Annotated in this window: 15 protein-coding genes; 2 read left to right on the top strand and 13 right to left on the bottom strand. The window is 43.9% G+C overall.

The annotated features are described in order from the left end of the window. The first annotated feature begins 10 nt into the window (after window positions 1-10). On the top strand, window positions 11-1144 hold the full coding sequence (gene asd, locus JMW94_RS06665; protein WP_201603347.1) for an aspartate-semialdehyde dehydrogenase: 1134 nt from the start codon (window positions 11-13) through the stop codon (window positions 1142-1144). A gap of 164 nt (window positions 1145-1308) precedes the next feature. Here asd and JMW94_RS06670 read toward each other — a convergent pair whose 3' ends face one another. After that, a complete protein-coding gene (locus tag JMW94_RS06670) occupies window positions 1309-1959 on the bottom strand; it encodes an SOUL family heme-binding protein (RefSeq protein WP_201603350.1) in 651 nt (216 codons plus the stop codon). 236 nt (window positions 1960-2195) lie between these two features. Here JMW94_RS06670 and tgt point away from each other — a divergent pair, with 236 nt between their 5' ends. Beyond that, window positions 2196-3347: a tRNA guanosine(34) transglycosylase Tgt gene (gene tgt, locus JMW94_RS06675; protein WP_198329785.1), complete on the top strand. Its 1152-nt coding sequence runs from the start codon at window positions 2196-2198 to the stop codon at window positions 3345-3347. A 96-nt stretch (window positions 3348-3443) separates the two neighbouring features. Here tgt and JMW94_RS06680 read toward each other — a convergent pair whose 3' ends face one another. From JMW94_RS06680 to rimO, 12 genes are all read right to left on the bottom strand, one after another. Continuing rightward, window positions 3444-4796, bottom strand: a complete 1353-nt coding sequence (locus JMW94_RS06680) for a sodium-dependent transporter (protein WP_087814621.1) — start codon at window positions 4794-4796, stop codon at window positions 3444-3446. A gap of 310 nt (window positions 4797-5106) precedes the next feature. After that, window positions 5107-5886, bottom strand: a complete 780-nt coding sequence (gene lpxA / locus JMW94_RS06685) for an acyl-ACP--UDP-N-acetylglucosamine O-acyltransferase (protein WP_060490688.1) — start codon at window positions 5884-5886, stop codon at window positions 5107-5109. Between the two features lie 202 nt (window positions 5887-6088). Then, window positions 6089-6598: a 3-hydroxyacyl-ACP dehydratase FabZ gene (fabZ, locus tag JMW94_RS06690; RefSeq protein ID WP_045444990.1), complete on the bottom strand. Its 510-nt coding sequence runs from the start codon at window positions 6596-6598 to the stop codon at window positions 6089-6091. Between the two features lie 72 nt (window positions 6599-6670). Continuing rightward, on the bottom strand, window positions 6671-7687 hold the full coding sequence (lpxD, locus tag JMW94_RS06695) for a UDP-3-O-(3-hydroxymyristoyl)glucosamine N-acyltransferase (protein WP_201603353.1): 1017 nt from the start codon (window positions 7685-7687) through the stop codon (window positions 6671-6673). A gap of 146 nt (window positions 7688-7833) precedes the next feature. Further along, entirely contained in the window at window positions 7834-10287 is a 2454-nt protein-coding gene (bamA, locus tag JMW94_RS06700; RefSeq protein ID WP_201603356.1) for an outer membrane protein assembly factor BamA, read from the bottom strand. 262 nt (window positions 10288-10549) lie between these two features. Then, entirely contained in the window at window positions 10550-11926 is a 1377-nt protein-coding gene (gene rseP, locus JMW94_RS06705) for an RIP metalloprotease RseP (RefSeq protein WP_201603361.1), read from the bottom strand. Between the two features lie 85 nt (window positions 11927-12011). Further along, window positions 12012-13220, bottom strand: coding sequence for a 1-deoxy-D-xylulose-5-phosphate reductoisomerase (ispC, locus tag JMW94_RS06710; RefSeq protein ID WP_201603364.1), 1209 nt, complete (start codon window positions 13218-13220; stop codon window positions 12012-12014). A 153-nt stretch (window positions 13221-13373) separates the two neighbouring features. Beyond that, the gene (locus tag JMW94_RS06715; RefSeq protein ID WP_201559876.1) at window positions 13374-14183 is read right to left on the bottom strand and encodes a phosphatidate cytidylyltransferase; all 810 of its coding nucleotides are present in this window, start codon (window positions 14181-14183) and stop codon (window positions 13374-13376) included. Between the two features lie 201 nt (window positions 14184-14384). Then, window positions 14385-15143: a polyprenyl diphosphate synthase gene (gene uppS, locus JMW94_RS06720; protein ID WP_201603379.1), complete on the bottom strand. Its 759-nt coding sequence runs from the start codon at window positions 15141-15143 to the stop codon at window positions 14385-14387. 314 nt (window positions 15144-15457) lie between these two features. After that, window positions 15458-16012 carry a ribosome recycling factor gene (gene frr / locus JMW94_RS06725; RefSeq protein ID WP_045451790.1) on the bottom strand — a complete coding sequence of 185 codons (555 nt, stop codon included), beginning with the start codon at window positions 16010-16012 and terminating at the stop codon, window positions 15458-15460. A 172-nt stretch (window positions 16013-16184) separates the two neighbouring features. Continuing rightward, entirely contained in the window at window positions 16185-16910 is a 726-nt protein-coding gene (gene pyrH, locus JMW94_RS06730) for a UMP kinase (protein ID WP_045444979.1), read from the bottom strand. 228 nt (window positions 16911-17138) lie between these two features. Further along, complete coding sequence (gene rimO, locus JMW94_RS06735) at window positions 17139-18743, bottom strand: 30S ribosomal protein S12 methylthiotransferase RimO (RefSeq protein ID WP_201603394.1); 1605 nt, start codon at window positions 18741-18743, stop codon at window positions 17139-17141. Window positions 18744-18827: the final 84 nt, after the last annotated feature.

The following is an 18827-nucleotide window of genomic DNA, read 5'->3' on the forward strand; positions in this document are numbered from 1 at the left end:
ATTGAGTTTCATGAGTAATTTAACAGTAGGCTTGGTAGGCTGGCGCGGCATGGTCGGTTCAGTATTAATACAACGTATGACTGAGGAAAAAGATTTTGACGGTATTACACCCGTGTTTTTCTCAACCAGCAATGCAGGTGGTGATGCCCCAAGCCTTGATGGTATTCATACCGGCCAATTAAAAGATGCTCATGATATTGACGCGCTAGCAGCTTGTGATGTCATCATTACCTGCCAAGGCGGCGACTATACCTCGCAAGTCCATCAACCGCTACGTGATAGTGGCTGGAATGGCTACTGGATTGATGCGGCAAGCACCTTGCGAATGGAAGATGACAGCATCATCATTCTCGATCCAGTCAATCGCGCCGTTATTGACAGCGCCCTAGCCAATGGCAAAAAAGACTTTATCGGTGGTAACTGTACCGTGTCACTGATGCTCATGGCTATCGGTGAGCTGTTTAATAAAGGCTGGGTAGAATGGGTCAGCGCCATGACTTATCAAGCCGCTAGTGGCTCTGGTGCAAACAACATGCGCGAGCTAATCAGTGGTATGGGTGTATTGCATGATGCGGTCAAAGATGAATTGGCTGATCCTGCTAGCGCTATTCTTGAAATTGATAAAAAAATCGCGCAAACCCAACGCTCGAACGACTTCCCTACCCAGTACTTTGGTGTACCACTAGCTGGTAGCTTGATTCCATATATTGATGTTCAACTAGAGAACAAGCAGTCAAAAGAAGAATGGAAAGGTGGTGTTGAAACCAATAAAATCCTTGGTAACGCAGAAGCTGATAAGATTGCTATCGATGGTATGTGTGTCCGCGTTGGCGCGATGCGCTGCCATGCACAAGGCTTAACCATCAAGCTCAAAAAAGACATTCCACTAGAAGAAATCGAAGCGGCGCTAAAAAATAGCGGCAACGAGTGGTTGGACTTGGTAGAAGACGACAAAGAAGCCACCATGAACCGCTTAACGCCAGTAGCCGTGACTGGTACATTAACAGTTGCACTAGGTCGCTTGCGTAAGCTCAATATGGGCCCTGAGTATCTAGGCGCATTTACCGTTGGTGATCAACTATTATGGGGCGCAGCCGAGCCGCTACGTCGTATGCTGAATATCATCCGTGAGCAAAAAGACTAAGTTTATTTTCTTAAAAACTCAGTACAAAAAAGACAGCATTTGCTGTCTTTTTTTATGGGCATATCATTTCCAAAAATTTGAATAGCACGGCAAACAAATGCAAGTCCTACTTATAATAAGCTTAACAAATGTGACAACGCTCATCTTATACTTTGAGCCTAGTATTACTTTGACTTGTAAGCAATCATCACTTCATTACGGCGCAAAAAAGGCAGCGTCCAAGGCGGATTATAACGTGCCAGTTCAGGCTCGCCCGTTATAGTCAAATTTTGGGTTTGCATCCAAGATTGTAGCTCTTCCGTTTTAGTCGCTACTTTTTTACTGCCTGCCAACCCTGAAAACTTAATCACACCGTACGTCTGTGCTGGCACCTCGGTAATCGTGATGTTTGGATTATTGGGCTTTGGCAGTGTTTGCATCGTGTATTTACTAGGCATAGTAAATTGTACACGCCACTTACCATCATCTTGCTGCATGCTTACTGGTGCTGTCATCGCAATTTTTTGTGATTCGCTATCACTCTTTTTGTTATTAGGCTGCATTGTAACGGGCGCAGTCATGCTAATTTTACTACTGCCGCCAGTTGCCGCTGTATTATTGCCAAATATATAGTCGGCTAACACTTTAAACCCTTCGCGACTCGCTGAGTCTTGGTCACCACTTACCAACGTTTGCGCTACTAGCTGCTTATCGTAACGACGCAGCTCAAAGTCATCCATTTGCGACAACACTGTATAATTCGGCTCTTCGGTAGCCATAGCTGCTCCTGAGGTTAATAATGAACCACTTAATAATAAGTAGGTTGCCTTTTTCATAGGATATCTCCAGCAGTTAAAACATCGCTTAGCAATGGTTACTGTCTCGCCATTATGATTTCTACTTTACCAACTACTCATAAGTACTGTCTGTGTCTTTTGGTTATGACAAAATACTATTAACCAAAAGACACATTTATCAGATATATCAATACCTCATAAACATCCATGTCCAAAAAAACTGCTAACAATGCTATAATTATCACCATTTTCATAGCGTAAATAGCGATAATCATATGCAATTTGTCTTACATAAAACGGCCAGCGGTGACACGCGTGCGCGCCGTGGTACGGTTCATCTCAATCATGGCGACGTACAAACGCCAGCGTTTATGCCTGTTGGCACTTATGGTACAGTCAAGGGCATGCTGCCACGTGATATTGAAGCCATTGGTGCGGATATCATTTTAGGCAATACCTTTCATCTATGGTTACGTCCAGGTACTGAGGTCATCGATAAATTCGGCGGTTTGCATAAGTTCATGCATTGGGATAAGCCTATCTTGACCGATTCAGGTGGCTTTCAGGTATTCAGTCTGGGTGCCATGCGTAAAATCACCGAAGAAGGGGTCGACTTTAAATCTCCTATCGATGGTGCGAAAGTTTTTCTGTCTCCAGAAAAATCGATGCAGATTCAGTACAGCTTGAACTCAGACATCGTCATGCAATTTGATGAGTGTACGCCCTATCCTGCAACTCATGACGAAGCAAAAAAATCGTTAGAGTTGTCCTTACGTTGGGGACAGCGCTGTGTTGATGAGCACAAAAGACTGGGCAGCACCAACGCATTATTTGGCATTATTCAAGGCAGTATGTATCCTGATTTGCGTCAGCAATCACTTGAAGGCCTGCTCGATATCGGCTTTGATGGTTATGCCATCGGTGGTCTGTCGGTTGGTGAACCAAAAGATGAAATGATAGATGTCCTAGACTACCTCCCTGATGATATGCCAGCAGATAAGCCACGCTATCTGATGGGCGTTGGTAAGCCTGAGGATTTAGTTGAAGGTGTACGTCGCGGTGTCGATATGTTCGACTGTGTGATGCCGACGCGTAACGCGCGTAATGGTCACTACTTCGTCACAGGCGATGCAGACAATGCTGGTGTGGTACGTATCCGTAACAGCCAGTATCGCAATGACGAAGGTCCACTAGATCCTGAGTGCGACTGCTATACTTGCCAAAACTTTAGCCGTGCTTATCTCTACCATCTTAATAAGTGTAAAGAGATGCTAGGCGCTCAATTAGCGACTATCCATAACTTGCGCTATTATCAGCGTTTGATGCAAGGTATTCGTGATGCCATTGAACAAGACAAATTTGATGAGTTTGTCAGCGAATTTTATAACAAACGTGGACAAACAGTACCTGAGTTAAATCTACGCTAATCATATTTTTGCCATTGTCATAGCTATAAAAAGGGCTTAAGAATTATCTTAAGCCCTTTTTAGTGTGTTGCTTTTATTATTTCTAGTTAATCAGTACTAGCCCATTAACGAGGTTACAAATACCACGAGCACGGCAATTGGTGCTACAAACTTAGCAACGATTTGCCATAATTGCCATGCACCATTAGACAGACCAAGCTCTTGCTGAATACTGCGTTGATCCATTTGCCAACCAACGAAAATAATTGCAGCAAGACCCGTTAGCGGGAGAAGGAATTTACTTGTAATTTTATCCAATGCATCAAAGATACCATTACCCATGATAGTAAAGTCAGACCATAGGTTAAATGATAGTAGTGCCGCAACGCCTAATAGCCAAATCACTGTACTGGCAACAATGGTTGATACCGTACGACTCATCGGTGTACGTTCTTCTAAAAACTCAACGGTTGGCTCAAGCAATGAGATTGATGAGGTAATAGCAGCAAAAGTAATAAGTAAGAAGAACAACGTACCAATGATCGTCCCTGCACCCATGCTACCAAAAGCGATCGGTAAGCTGACAAAGATAAGACCAGGACCCGAAGCAGGGTCTAGACCATTGCTAAAGATGATTGGGAAGATTGCTAGACCAGCAGCCAAAGCAATAACCGTATCTAAAATCACAACAGTACGGGCGGTTTTTAGTAAGTTCACTTCACGACCCAAATATGAGCCATAAGCAATCATAATACCCATACCAATAGATAGAGTGAAGAAGGCATGACCCAATGCTGCAAGCATCACATCCCCAGTCAACTTGCTAAGATCCGGTGTAAATAGATAAGCCACTGCTTCACCAAAACCACCGTTAATCACGTTATAACCAACGATGACGAACAAAATCACGCCGAGTAGTGGCATTAAGACTTTAGCCGTGGTTTCGATACCTTTGGTCACACCAATACCGACAATCAAAGCAGTAATAGCCATAAACACGGTATGCCAAATCGTCAATGTACCTGCTGAAGCCAACATAGCATCAAAGGTCGCAGCAATAGAATCACTGTCTTGACCAATAAAACTGCCTGTACCTGCTTTAGTAATGTAGTTGAGTGCCCAACCGCCAATCACACTATAAAACGATAGAATTAAGAAACCACCTAAAATACCTGACGCGCCAATGATGCCCCAACTGCGCGACTTACCTTCACTTGCTGCAACATCCGCAAAAGTGTTGACTGGGTTCTTTTGCCCACGGCGACCAATCAGCCATTCAGCGACTAGAATCGGAAAACCTACCAGCGCGATACAGAATAAATAAGCGATAACGAAAGCTGAACCACCGCTTTCACCGACCATATAGGGAAACTTCCATATGTTTCCCAAACCAACTGCTGAACCAACCGCTGCCAATACGAAGCCAAAACTTGAGCTCCACTGTGCATGTTCTTGTTTATTAATAGCCATTTTTTCCGTCCTCGTGCTTCAATTAACATCACTGATAATCTTCCTTGATTATCATAAATAGCCATGAGAAATATCAGGCTATTCAATAAACACCTCAATGTGAGGCGTCCAGCAACATTAAGAAAGAATTGTTTACAATATCGTAAAGGCTCAGTTTCTGCTAAGCCACCAAAAAAGTCAAGCGCTCATAAACATAAAAAGCCATAACAATTGGTTATGGCTTCTGGTAATTTTATCTATAACTGACAAGAGTTTGGCTAATTAAAAAAGGCATACTATATATGATTTTCAGCAAAAGCCAATCGCCGTTCTAACGCACCACACCACGACGGCTTTTTTGTAGTGAATCAATGAGCAACTGGATTTTCGGCTCTTTTGGTAGCAGCTCATTATTCAAAACCTCAAGCGCTTGCACGGTCGTCAGACCAGATCTAAAAATCATACGATAAGCTTGACGCAATACCTCAATTGTCTCTTTTGACCATCCTTTACGACGCATGCCTTCCACATTGAGACCATGAGTCGTTGCTGGATTACCAGATACCATGGTAAAGGCGGCTACATCTTTTAGAATCAGACTTGCGCCCCCAATCAAGCTATAGTCATCAACCGTACAAAACTGATGAATACCTGAATTACCGCCAATAATCGTGTGATTACCAATAGTCACATGCCCTGCAACGCCAACATTGTTGGCCAATACATTATGATCGCCAATCACACAATCATGAGCCACATGAGTGTTCACCATCAGTAGATTATGGCTGCCTATCTTAGTTAGCTCACTATCTTGTGCGGTGCCGCGGTGTAAACTACAGGCTTCTCGAATAGTATTATGATCGCCAATCTCAAGCCAAGTACGCTCACCAGCATACTTCAAATCCTGAGGATCTTCGCCAATGCTCGCAAATTGATAAAACTCATTGTGTTGACCAATACGAGTCAATTTGGTAACAACTACATGGCGATGCAGAACCGTGTGAGCGCCAATAGTGACCTCATCACCGACGATACAATACGGACCAATGATAGCAGTCTCATCAATTTGGGCGGACGGTGAGATGAGTGCTGTTGGATGGATCTGACTCATAATGTGGGCCTTTGTATGATCTGATGCGAGTAAATAGTAAAACAAATACAGCCAATTTAGTTTTATGAGAAAACCTAAGCATGGCTCTGCTGTTAAATGCGAGTGTCAATTATAATGCTTATGACCCGCTTTGACCTAATTCTTTAGACGCTTTGTTTAAAGAATTAGGTCGGCTACGAGCCACAATGGCTATTAGTAAACGTTATTGTTCTTGGCGAGCAATCATTATTTGCGCACTGGCAGCTAACTCATCGTCAACATGTACAGTACAGTCAAATTTATAAATACCGCGCTTCTGCATCACTGTTTTAGCACGAATAGTCAACTGATCACCAGGAATCACTCGACGTTTAAAACGGACTTTATCAACACCTGCAAACAGATATAAATAACCATCTTCTGCGGTTAGACCAGCACTGATAAATCCGAGCACGCCTGAGACCTGAGCCATGCACTCAACCATAAGCACCCCTGGCATAATCGGCTCATCAGGAAAATGACCATTGAAAAACTCTTCATTGATAGTCACATTCTTAATACCTGTAATGCACTCACCAGGTGTGCAATCAATAATCTTATCTACTAAAAGAAAAGGATAACGGTGTGGCAAATAATGCTTTAACGTATGATAGGTTAATGGCAGCGTAAGACCTTGCTCAGCTAAGCTTTTCATTTCTTTATCATTCAAAATATCGATATCGGTGCTGCTCATAATGGTGCTTCCTTGCTATGTTTCAAATCGCTATGATTTTACTGTGTTTGTATATATGCGTTGATATTTGCGCTAATCACGCCCAAGCTGACGGAAGCGTACAGCTGCCCGTCGCCAGTTAGCTGTCGGCATAGCAGCCGTTCCAGAGGAGTATGAACCAGCGGTTTTGATAGATTTGGTTACCATGGTCATCCCAGATAAAGTGACATCATCTGTAATCTCGATATGACCTGTGATACCGACCGCACCGCCAATAATACAGCGCTTGCCGATACTAGTGCTGCCTGCAATACCCGTTTGAGCCGCGATGGCTGTGCCATCACCGATACGCACGTTATGAGCAACTTGTACCAAATTATCAATAATAACGTGATTGCCAATGACCGTATCGTCAATGGCACCTCGATCAATGCAAGTTTGACTACCAATTCGCACATGGTTGCCAATTACGACCCGTCCTAACTGAGCAATACGCTCCCAGCCACTGGTACTAGGATCTTTGGTTGGTGCAAAACCAAAACCTTCTGCACCCACACTGACACCCGCGTGTAACCTCACATGATCACCAATGACACAATCATGCCCAATCACCACTTGTGATTTGATAACACCATCAGTACCAATAGTCGTATTTTCTTCGATCACCACATGCGCCGCAAGTGAGCTACGCGCACCAATTTGCACATAATCGGCTATCACACAAAAAGGTCCGATATTCACCTGCTCACCAATGACAGCACTATCAGCAATCACAGCGCTAGGATGAATACCACCAGACAGTGACTCACGAGCAAACAACTGACTAGCACCAGCATAAGCTAAGTATGGGCTTGCGACGACTAACGCTATCGCTGTGGCGGGCACTTGGTCGCGATATTCTCCAGTAACCAATACAGCCCCTGCCTCGCTAATAGCCAGACTAGAAATATAATGAGGATCGGCCAAAAAGCTTAACTGATTATGACCAGCCGTGGTCAAACTACCAATACTGCTGAATTTTTGACGTAACTGTTCAGCGCTGATTTCAGCCTTATTGGTGATGGGCTGACGCTGCTCAATCCGAGTGATAAGTTGCTCAATCGTTATCATAGTGACTATTAATATAAATATTATTATGAATAAGACAATCGCCAAGCTGAACAATCACCTTGGCGATCTACTAATATCTAACAGATGCTGCGTTCATGTAAGTAACTGCTATGGTTAATGACATGAACGCAAACAATCATGCTACGTTAGAACGTATTACCAATCTGGAACTGAACTTTTTCAGTTTCATCGCCTTCTTTATCACCAATAGGTATAGCATAACTTAGTGAAATTGGACCAATTGGCGTATACCAGGTTATACCTGCACCCGCACTAAAGCGCATACTATTGTCTTGTGTCAGCAATGGAATATCAACAGGATTGCCATCTTTATCCACAGGGCGGTTACCAGTATTAGGATTAATAAAGTTACGATCTTCTTTATCCGAGGTATCAAATACCTGACCACCTTCGGCAAACAATACTGGACGCACTTGATCTGCCCAATCACCCTTAAACGGCATTGGCAAAATTAGCTCACTACCGAAGCTGACTAGCGCATTGCCACCGACCTCTTCTGCTAAAAAGGTTTGATTAGTTGGATCATTGACTGCATCATAATACGTTTGTGATTTTGGCCCAAGTGTTGAGGCCTCATAACCACGTACAGAGCCATAGCCACCAGCGTAAAAGTTTTCATAAAATGGCAAATCATTACCATAACCAAGCTTAGTATAACCGCGTGCTACCCAGTCTTTGTATAAAGGATAATAGATGTTGCCGCTATAAATAAGTTTTTGATAGTTGGTATCACCCAAGCCAATGGTGGCATCGACCGTATGGCTCATACCTTTGGTCGGAAACACTGGACGATCTAAGGTGCTGTAGTCCCAGCCAAACAGTAGGTTATAAGTATTGTAATCATTTTTGAAGCCTGTGCGTCCAGAAGCCTCATTGTCATCATTGACAAAGTTCTCAAACGTACCGCCATCATCAATAATTTGCTGAACGTTTGATATACCTAAGAAGCGACCACCACGTACTGACGTATTATCAACATTCAAACCGGCACTAACGCGTTTGGTTTCATCAACAGGATAACTATAGTTCAGCGTAGCACCATAAGAATCGGTGACATAGTTACTGACGTTTCTATCATCGTATTTCGTTTCACGATAATAGGCACTAAGACCTTGTGAGACGCCGTTTTCGGTAAAGTACGGATCGGTATAACCCAAGCTATAAGAATCACGGGTTTCTGAGCGTGATAGTGCCGCTTTCACACGGTTACCTGTACCCATAAAGTTATTTTGTGTTAGATCTAACTGGAAAGTCACACCGCCGCTTTGCGAGTAACCCGCGGCAATCGTTGAACTACCAGAAGGCTGCTCTTCAACCGTATAATTGATATCTACTTGGTCTGGTTGGTTCGGTACTGGTTTTACATCAACGTTGACAGCTTTAAAGAAGCCTGTACGCATCAGACGTGTCCGTGACAACTGGATTTTGTCACTAGTCGCCAATGCGCCTTCTAATTGACGCATTTCTCGGCGCAGTACTTCGTCTTGAGTTTTGATGTTACCAGTAAAATTAATACGACGAACGTAAATGGGACGTGCAGGGTCGATGAAATAATCGATATCCACTACTTTGGTCTCGTCATTGATACGTGGTACTGGTCTCACCTGCGCCAAATAATAGCCTTCATTACCGTAACGACTCTTAAGTGCCGCAGTGGTTTCATCGAGCTTGGCTTGCGAGTATTTTTCATTGGGTGCAAAAGTCACCAACTCTGTTAGTTCATTGTTCTCAAAAGTCGGCTTACCTAAGAAATTCACTTCGCCAAACTGATATTGTTCGCCTTCGCTTAGACTCACTTCGATAAACACACTACTCTTATCTTCACTGATGTTAAGCACCGCATTATCTACTGCAAAACGCACATAACCATCGTTTTGGTAAAGCGCTTTTAGATTCTCTAAACTGGCAGCCAGTTTTTCTTTGGCATAACGATCAGACTTTGACAGCAGACGTGTCCACGAAGACTCTTTTACCGCAAAAACGTCTTTGATTTCTTCATCACTAAAGTGTTTATTGCCAATGATATTAATATCGACCACTTTGGCAGGTTTGCCTTCGACAAAACGCACGTCGAGCTTGACGCGATTGCCATCAAGTAACGTTTGATCAACCTCGATATTGCTGTTGTAATAGCCTTGGCTGATATATTGCTGCTGTAGCTCATTGGCGACGCCTTGTAGCGTGGCTTGTTTCAGCACATTACCGGCAGACAGACCAGCGTTGTCCAACCCTTGCTCTAGCCCTTCTTTTGGAATGAGCTTATTGCCCTCAAAATTGACTTCAGCAATCGTTGGGCGCTCAACGACATCAAACCGTAGCTGCCCACCTTCGATACGGCTTTGAATATCAGCAAAATTTTCGGTCGCATAAAGCGCCTTAATACTGGCCGCTAAACTACTGTCGTTTACCGTATCCCCTACCGAAATAGGTAGAACCGGATAGAGGCTATCGGGGGTTAAACGTTGCAAACCATTGAAACCGATGTCAGTGACTACAAATTCTGCAGCCTGTACTGGCATACTCATCATCGCTACAACTAACGGCAACCCTGCCGCGCTCATAAATAAAGGCGTACGCATAAACACTATCCGTCAATAAAAAACTTGCTTAAGTTAAGTTAAAAAGCCCATATTGTCTAGCGCATTTCGCATGAAATTTAAGCGCATACGCAGCAGACTCAGAACACTTTATATAAAATGCATCACAAAATAAACTAAAAATTACGATTAGTACAGAGGCCATGATACAAAGCATGCTACCTATCATGGTCATAATCATCCCATAATAGGCGTAAAACCATTAGTATCTCGTGCCTTATCGATTATATTAGCGATTCGCTGGTCAAAACAGCCGACTAATATCATTACCAATTGCTAACACCATGAAACCTGCCAGCAAGAGTAAGCCGATATTTAGTCCAATCATTTGCATCCCTTCTGAGAGTGGCTTACCACGAATCAATTCAATAAGATAATACACAATATGACCGCCATCCAATACAGGAATGGGCAAAAGATTTAGTACAGCAAGACTCAAACTAATCAAAGCTGCCGTCGATAACACCATCTGCCAACTGATATCAAAACTCTGTTTGGCCACCTTGGCGATGGTAATCGGACCTGACAAATTGTCCAAACCAATCATGCCTGATAGCATCTTACCCATTGAGCTGACGGTCATCACTGCAAGCTGTTCAGTTTTCTCAAATGATTTCACCAATGACTCACCAGGGCCATAGACTACAGTGGTCTTGTAAGCGTCAGGAATAACAATTTCGGACTGTGCCACCATAGCACCAATTTGCCCATAATCGTTACCCAAATTGTCTTTTTTACCTTGCGGCATAATCTGAAGCTGTACGGTTTTACCATCACGCAATACTGTGAAATTCAGCAAAGTTTCAGGACTGTCACGAATGATACGAGTAGCACTGAGCCAATCTTTAATTGGTTGATCATTGATAGCAATAATACGATCGCCTACTTTTAGACCTTGGCGACTGGCGGCACCATCAGCGGTCAAATCACCTACTATCGGTGCAATATCTGGTTGCCATGGCAGCATGCCAAAGCTGGTCAACGCATCTTTACCTTGCGCGCTGCCTTGCATAAACTGAGTTACGGGCGCTTGATAAGTTTTGATTGCATTATCAGCTTGTGTCTCTGATTGCAGAGTAATACTGACATTGTCCGTCTCGCCCATCCGCCCAGCAAGCCGATAGTTGATGCCTTCCCACGTTTGTACCTCATGCCCATCAATCGCAACGATTTTGTCACCAACTGGTAACTGTGCCATTGCGGCAGGCGTATCAGGTAATACCTGCCCAATCTTCGTCGCCAACTGCTCTGATGGTGTCATAAATAACACCCAAAACAGCGCAATAGCAATGATAAAGTTCATGATAGGACCAGCTGCAACAATCGCAATCTTTTTTAGCGGATGCTGACGATTAAACGCCAAATGTTGCTCAGCTTTTGCTACCTCACCTTCGCGCTCATCGAGCATTTTGACATAACCACCAAGTGGCAAAGCGGAAATACGATAATCAATACCGCTTTTTTTGCTCGTCCAGCCAAAGAGTTTGGGACCAAACCCGATAGAATAGGTCAAGACTTTAACGCCGCAAAGACGAGCGACGATATAGTGTCCCCACTCATGTAAGGCAATAAGCGGACCTAAGACAAATATTGCCGCAAGGAGCGTTAATAAAAATGTCATGATCTTTTCTCAGTATGGTTTCTCAGCATTCTTTCTTAGCATCTTTTATTAACATCGTTTTTTAACGACGCAGTTATTGATACAGTTACACCAACTTTGCCACAAGTTTTTCTGTAAGGTGACGTGCTATTTTATCAATTGCTAGTATATCTTCTATGTCAGCCGTTTCATTTAACGGTGGCAGCTGTATATCATTCAAAGCCTGCTCATTGATATCAGCAATGTCGGTCAGGCGAATTTTTCCAGCCAAAAACGCAGCCACAGCAATTTCATTCGCTGCATTTAAGACAATCGTCGCTTGTGTGCCCGCTTGCATCGCCTGTCTTGCCAAACGCAAACACGCAAATTTTTGCAAGTCAGGCTCAATAAACTCTAAACCATTGAGCGCAAATAAGTCTAACGGCTGCGAGCCGCTCTCAATACGATCAGGGTAACTGAGCGCATGGGCAATGGGCGTTTTCATATCGGGACTGCCGAGCTGCGCCAAAAAGCTACCATCGCTATATTCTACCATTGAGTGAATGATACTTTGTGGATGAATCACCACATTTATCTTATTTTCAGGCAAATCAAACAAATGACAAGCTTCAATCAGCTCAAGCCCTTTATTCATCATCGTTGCTGAATCGACAGATATCTTTTGACCCATTGACCAATTTGGATGTTTGACTGCTTCAGCGACGCTCGCTTGCTGCATCTGCGCAAACGATTTTTGCAAAAACGGTCCACCAGAGGCCGTTAACCATAACTTGCGCACGCCGTGGTTTGGCTGATGAATTTGAGTATTGTCCTGCTGAATAGCCAGTGGTAAACACTGAAAAATAGCATTATGCTCAGAGTCGAGCGGTAACAAAGTAGCATTATGCGTTTTGACGGCAGTAATCATCACTTGCCCTGCCATCACCAGCGCTTCTTTATTGGCTAGTAAAATACGCTTACCTGCACGAGCAGCGGCTAAAGTAGAAGGCAGACCAGCTGCGCCTACGATCGCAGCGACAACGGTATCCGTCTGCGAATCAGTGGCAATATCAACCAGCCCTGCTTCGCCCCCTACCACATCGATGTCAAGACCTGCCGCACGAAGTCGCTGGGCAAAATCATCGACTGCGGCGGTCGGTACGCTCACGCGCTTTGGCAAAAACTGCTGGCAAAGTGCAAACAGCTTGTCTAAACGGTGATAGCCTGACAGAGCGTAGACCGTGTAAAGCTGTGGTTGCGCCGCTAATATTGCTAACGTGCTATCGCCAATCGAACCTGTCGCGCCTAGTACGGCGATGCGTTGCGTCATAACCATCGGTGCCTGTAAATGATACTCTAAAAAATTAAATAAGAAATCGATAAAACGTCTGATAAATAAGAGATGGACGATATCCAGTGTATTGATTAGTCACTCATCTTAACCACTATAATTAGGGCGTATCATCGTCTATGAATTATTTTTTTAGTCCTAAACCACTATCAAACCTAACTGCTGTATCGCCCAAAAACCAAGCGCAAATATCGGTGTAGCAGATAGCAGTGAGTCGATACGGTCAAGCACGCCGCCATGCCCCGGTAAAATCGTTCCTGAATCTTTGACATCAGCGCGGCGCTTAAGCATCGACTCAAATAAATCGCCAAGTACCGAGGCTAAAATTGTTATTGCCGACAATGACACAAAGGCAATGAGCGCAGCGCCCGTCAATTGCAACTTAAATACACTGATGGCAATGACCACGAGCAGACCAGTGACCAAGCCACCAGCCAGCCCTTCCATACTTTTATTGGGTGAGACGTTCGGTGCCATTTTGCGGCGACCGAGCTTACGCCCCACAAAATAAGCGCCACTATCTGCGCACCAGACCAAAAGGAACACATAGAGCAACCACCATGCTGACAGTTGCCACAAATAAAACATCGCCGTAATCGATGCGGTCAATATCACCGCACCCATCAATGCCAGTTTTTTACCATACCAATTGGTATGAGTCGGGAACACTCGCACCCAAGACAGTGCCATTAACCATATAGCCAGTGAAGCCACCCACCAAAACAGCCATGTGACTTTAAACATGAGTGATACTAGGGTCAGCACCAAAACCAATAGCACAAACAGCGCAGGATGACGCCACTTAGGCATCAGCTTAGTCCATTCATGAGCGGCAATAATAACGCCAATCGCTAACAGCGGTGCAAATAAAATAGGGGTTTGGCTCGCAAACATTGCAATACCAACGATAATAACGAGAACAACTGCCGTCTTAATTCGTTGCCACATACTTATTGAGCCTTATAATAATGAAAAACGCATGGTCAAAACGTGCATTATAGCAGCTAATCTACAATAGCCCACTAATAGCAGTTGACGCTTATTGACGCGGTTTATTATTTCACAAACAAGCAATATTAACTACATATACGATAGCGGCTTTGTAAGAGCTTTTTCCTTTATAAAATAACAGGCAAATGCTTAACACCATTAACGACTTGCTTGCTCTATCACTATCTGCTCACTGGTTTTGCCAAAACGGCGCTGCCGCTGAGCGAACTCTTTTACCATTGCTGACAGCTCATCGGCTGCAAAATTCGGCCATAATGTCTGGGTAAAGAATAGCTCAGCATAGGCTGACTGCCACAATAAAAAGTTAGAAATTCGGTATTCACCGCCTGTGCGTATCAGCATATCTACTGCTGGTGCATCTGCTAATTGCACATAGTTACCGAGCAATTCTTTGTTAATATCATCAGCACGTAACTGACCAGCCTCTACTTGCTGCGCCAGCTGTTTTACCGCATGGGCAATATCCCATTGCCCACCATAACTGATAGCGATGACTAGAGTCATGGCTTTAAAGTCTGCTGTTTTTGCTTCAGCGTCCGCCATTAATGCTTGCAAAGCATCACTCAGCTGACTGCGGTCACCAATAAAACGCAGACGAATACGATACTCATTCATGCGTGGTATTTGCTCATGAATGGTCGAGGCTAACAATTGCATGAGTAGTGCCACCTCACTGGGCGGGCGTTGCCAATTCTCACTAGAAAATGCAAATACCGTTAATACTTCGATACCCGTATTGATGCAATACTCGACGATAGGATCGAGTGCATCTTTGCCAGCCACATGCCCTTGGCCTTTGCCCAAATCATTGGCTTTACCATAACGATTATTGCCATCCATGATGATAGCGATATGGCGTGGAAGAAGATCAGGAGCCAAAACGGCTGAAGTGGACATAGGCGAAAGTGCTTATTGTTAAGGTAAAATAATAATAACGGCTGCGATAACGATTAGAAAGCGTCATAACCATAATTCACAAACTTATCATAAACCCGTCTATGGGCGTGATTTAGTTTGCAAGATAACGCTTATAAAATACAGATTTACAAATCTGAGCAAGCCTATTGCCGTATCCGATTGATATAACATTGACGCTATTATCGGTACCATCTACACAATAATAAGCAGCCAATAGTATTGACAGATTGGCTGCTTATTATAAGGATATGATGTAACGGATTTTTGTCTTACATGATCGAAAAACCAGTGCTTTACACGTCCATCAAGTCAGTTTCTTTTTTGCTCAAACGTTTATCGATGGTTTCGATATACTTGTCAGTGATTTTTTGGATATCGTCACTGGCACGGCGCTCGTCGTCTTCTGAGATCTCTTTCTCTTTGGCCAATTCTTTGATGTCATTCATCATATCACGGCGAATATTACGGATAGAAACACGGCTACTTTCTGCTTCTCCACGCGCAAGCTTTTGCATGTCGCGGCGTGTTTCTTCTGTCAATGCTGGCATCGGTACACGAATCACATCGGCGGTCACTGGGTTGAGACCCAAATCTGCTTCGCGAATCGCCTTGTCAATTGCTTGTACCATGGTACGGTCAAACGGCTGAACCATGAGCGTACGTGAGTCTTCAACGTTGACACTCGCTACTTGATTCAAAGGTGTAGGCGACCCGTAGTAGCTAACCATCACGCCTGACAACATACCTGGATGTGCGCGCCCTGTACGGACTTTGCTAAAAGTGCTCTCAAGCGCTTCCAGTGTTTTTTGCATACGCGCTTCGCCGTCTTGCTTAATCTCTTTGATCATTAGATATCCTTATTTATCGCTATCGATAAATCATTCATTTGTTAGTAAATATACGGGTGTTCACTATTAATTATTAGCGACTGGTAGTTATTAACGACCAATCTAAGTTTAATAACTGGTATTCTCGTATTAATATTTAGAGCGTTCAGAGCGTTTAGAGTATTCAGGCAAATCAGTGATAAACGCGTGTGCCTTCATTTTCGCCCATGATGACGTTTAATAACGCATTAGGCTTGGTCATATCAAACACTTGTAGCGGCACGTTGTGCTCACGGCATAATGCAATGGCAGTTAAATCCATTACGCCAAGTTTTTGCTCTAATACTTCATCAAAAGTTAAACCATCATATTTAACTGCATCGTCATGTAAGCTTGGGTCTTTGTCATAAACGCCATCTACTTTGGTGGCTTTTAGAATTAAGCCCGCTTCAATTTCAATACCACGTAAGCAAGCAGCAGTATCAGTGGTAAAGAAAGGGTTGCCCGTACCAGCAACAAAGATACATACTTCGCCATTTTTGAGATAGCGAATGGCATTGCGACTGCTATAGCTTTCGGTCACTTCACCAATTGGCAAGGCTGACATCAGGCGAGTTTTAATATTGCGGCGCTCAAGCGCATCACGCATCGCCAGACCATTCATAACGGTTGCTAACATACCCATTTGATCACCAGTCACACGGCCGACTAAGCCTTCTTGTTGCAACTGCGCGCCGCGATATAAGTTACCGCCGCCGACCACGATACCGACTTGAACACCAAGACCACGCAAATGGGCGATAGACAAGCTCATCTTATCGAGCACTTCGCTATCAATTCCCATCTCTTTGCCACCAGCTAAGGCTTCACCAGAGAGTTTCAGCAAGATACGAGAGTAACGCGGGTTTTTGTCAGACATGAGGTCACCTTGTTAGCATTAAATTATAATTAAAATGAGCGGTAAAACACAAATAGAGTTTGCCTTCGAATTTACTCGAAGTGTCATCACCGAGGTACTATATAGGAAGCACCGTAACTGATGACAAACGTGTAAAAAGGCTAAATTGCGCTAATTGTAGCAAAAACTGCCCGCGATTGGGCAATTTTCACTCGTATATTGTAGTGACTAATCAGCTACAGTGACTGCTTAGCCTTTGTAACTGGCAAACAAATCATACTCGCTAGCGTCGTCAATCGTAACCGTTAGGAATTGTCCGACTTTAACTTGAGCAGTAATGTCATCGACATAGACATGACCGTCAATCTCTGGTGCGTCAGCATAGCTACGACAAATAGCAATGCCCTCTTCACTATCAATTTCGTCGACCAATACCATCAAGGTTTTACCGACTTTCTCTTGTAGCTTTTGCGCTGAGATGTCTTGTTGCAGCGTCATCAAACGCTCATAGCGTTCTTGCTTAATCTCTTCTGGCACATGATTTGGCAGGTCATTAGCCACTGCGCCTTCGACTTCTGAATAGGTAAACGCGCCAACACGATCAAGGCGAGCTTCTACTAACCAATCAAGCAAGCATTGAAAATCTTCTTCTGTCTCGCCAGGGAAGCCAACAACGAAGGTTGAGCGAATGACGATATCAGGGCAAATCTCACGCCATGCATGGATACGCGCCAAGGTGTTTTCGCTATGCGCTGGGCGTTTCATCGCTTTTAGGATGCGATGGCTGGCATGTTGGAACGGAATATCGAGATAAGGCAGTAGCTTTTTCTCGCCCATTAACTCAACCACTTTATCGACATGCGGATATGGATAGACATAATGCAAGCGCACCCAAATGCCCAAGTCATTTAAGGCTTGGCACAAGTCATAAAACTTCGACTTCAGCGGCATACCATTCCAAAAACTGGTCTTATATTTCAAATCCAGTCCATAAGCAGAGGTATCTTGCGAAATAATAAGCAATTCTTTCACGCCAGCATTTTTCAGCGCCAGCGCTTCATTCATCACGCTATCAATCGGACGTGAAACCAAGTCTCCACGTAAGCTTGGAATGATGCAGAAAGTACAACGATGGTTGCAACCTTCTGATATTTTTAGATAAGCATAATGGCTTGGGGTCAATTTGATACCCGCCTCATTAATCAAATCTATCTTTGGATCATAACCAGCGTCCTGACTGCGGTCAGGCTTGGGCACATGCAGCGAAACAGCTCTAATGACCTCATCATAAGCATGAGCGCCAGTTACTGCCAATACAGCAGGATGCATTTCACGGATTTTATCTGCTTCTTTACCCAAGCAACCTGTGACGATGACTTTACCGTTTTTGCTAATCGCTTCGCCGATGGCATCAAGCGACTCTTGTACTGCTGACTCAATAAAACCGCAAGTATTCACGACAACTAGATCTGCACCTTCGTAATCACTCGCCACTTGATAACCATCACGGCTAAGCTCAGTGATAATGCGCTCACTATCGACCAAGGCTTTTGGACAACCAAGCGACACAAATCCAATCTTTGGCGCTGCACTAACTGGCATCGTAGCAGTCGCATTGGCAGTCGTTACATCACTACTTTGCTCAATGCTACGGTTTTGATTGTGATTGGCTCTATGATGGTAAGGTTGGTTAGTATTTGCTTGACTAACATCTGCCTGATTGTCTTGTGCTATATTTGGTTTGGCAGGATTAAAAACGGTGACAGTGTCTTTTAACATAGAATCTGTTGGCGTAGAAGTTGACGGTGAGGTAGTAACAGTCGTATTAACCGACTCGGTAGAAGTGTTGGGCATGGCTGACCTTGCTAGAGATAAATTGGCTGTGCGCATTGTACGTTTTTTTTGCAAAAATCGCCAGTTTTGCCGCTCTATAGTGTT

The organism is Psychrobacter immobilis (assembly GCF_904846185.1).
Taxonomy (GTDB): Bacteria; Pseudomonadota; Gammaproteobacteria; order Pseudomonadales; family Moraxellaceae; genus Psychrobacter; species Psychrobacter immobilis_B.

What these genes read in the sequence shown, in the direction of transcription:
- asd (WP_201603347.1), top strand. Translation starts at nt 11, where the DNA reads ATGAGTAATTTAACAGTAGGCTTGGTAGGCTGGCGCGGCATGGTCGGT.
- ispC (WP_201603364.1), bottom strand. Translation starts at nt 13,220, where the DNA reads ATGGTTATGACGCAACGCATCGCCGTACTAGGCGCGACAGGTTCGATT.
- fabZ (WP_045444990.1), bottom strand. Translation starts at nt 6,598, where the DNA reads ATGAGCAGCACCGATATCGATATTTTGAATGATAAAGAAATGAAAAGC.
- rimO (WP_201603394.1), bottom strand. Translation starts at nt 18,743, where the DNA reads ATGCCCAACACTTCTACCGAGTCGGTTAATACGACTGTTACTACCTCA.
- JMW94_RS06715 (WP_201559876.1), bottom strand. Translation starts at nt 14,183, where the DNA reads ATGTGGCAACGAATTAAGACGGCAGTTGTTCTCGTTATTATCGTTGGT.
- tgt (WP_198329785.1), top strand. Translation starts at nt 2,196, where the DNA reads ATGCAATTTGTCTTACATAAAACGGCCAGCGGTGACACGCGTGCGCGC.
- lpxA (WP_060490688.1), bottom strand. Translation starts at nt 5,886, where the DNA reads ATGAGTCAGATCCATCCAACAGCACTCATCTCACCGTCCGCCCAAATT.
- frr (WP_045451790.1), bottom strand. Translation starts at nt 16,012, where the DNA reads ATGATCAAAGAGATTAAGCAAGACGGCGAAGCGCGTATGCAAAAAACA.
- pyrH (WP_045444979.1), bottom strand. Translation starts at nt 16,910, where the DNA reads ATGTCTGACAAAAACCCGCGTTACTCTCGTATCTTGCTGAAACTCTCT.
- lpxD (WP_201603353.1), bottom strand. Translation starts at nt 7,687, where the DNA reads ATGATAACGATTGAGCAACTTATCACTCGGATTGAGCAGCGTCAGCCC.
- rseP (WP_201603361.1), bottom strand. Translation starts at nt 11,926, where the DNA reads ATGACATTTTTATTAACGCTCCTTGCGGCAATATTTGTCTTAGGTCCG.
- JMW94_RS06680 (WP_087814621.1), bottom strand. Translation starts at nt 4,796, where the DNA reads ATGGCTATTAATAAACAAGAACATGCACAGTGGAGCTCAAGTTTTGGC.
- uppS (WP_201603379.1), bottom strand. Translation starts at nt 15,143, where the DNA reads ATGTCCACTTCAGCCGTTTTGGCTCCTGATCTTCTTCCACGCCATATC.
- JMW94_RS06670 (WP_201603350.1), bottom strand. Translation starts at nt 1,959, where the DNA reads ATGAAAAAGGCAACCTACTTATTATTAAGTGGTTCATTATTAACCTCA.
- bamA (WP_201603356.1), bottom strand. Translation starts at nt 10,287, where the DNA reads ATGCGTACGCCTTTATTTATGAGCGCGGCAGGGTTGCCGTTAGTTGTA.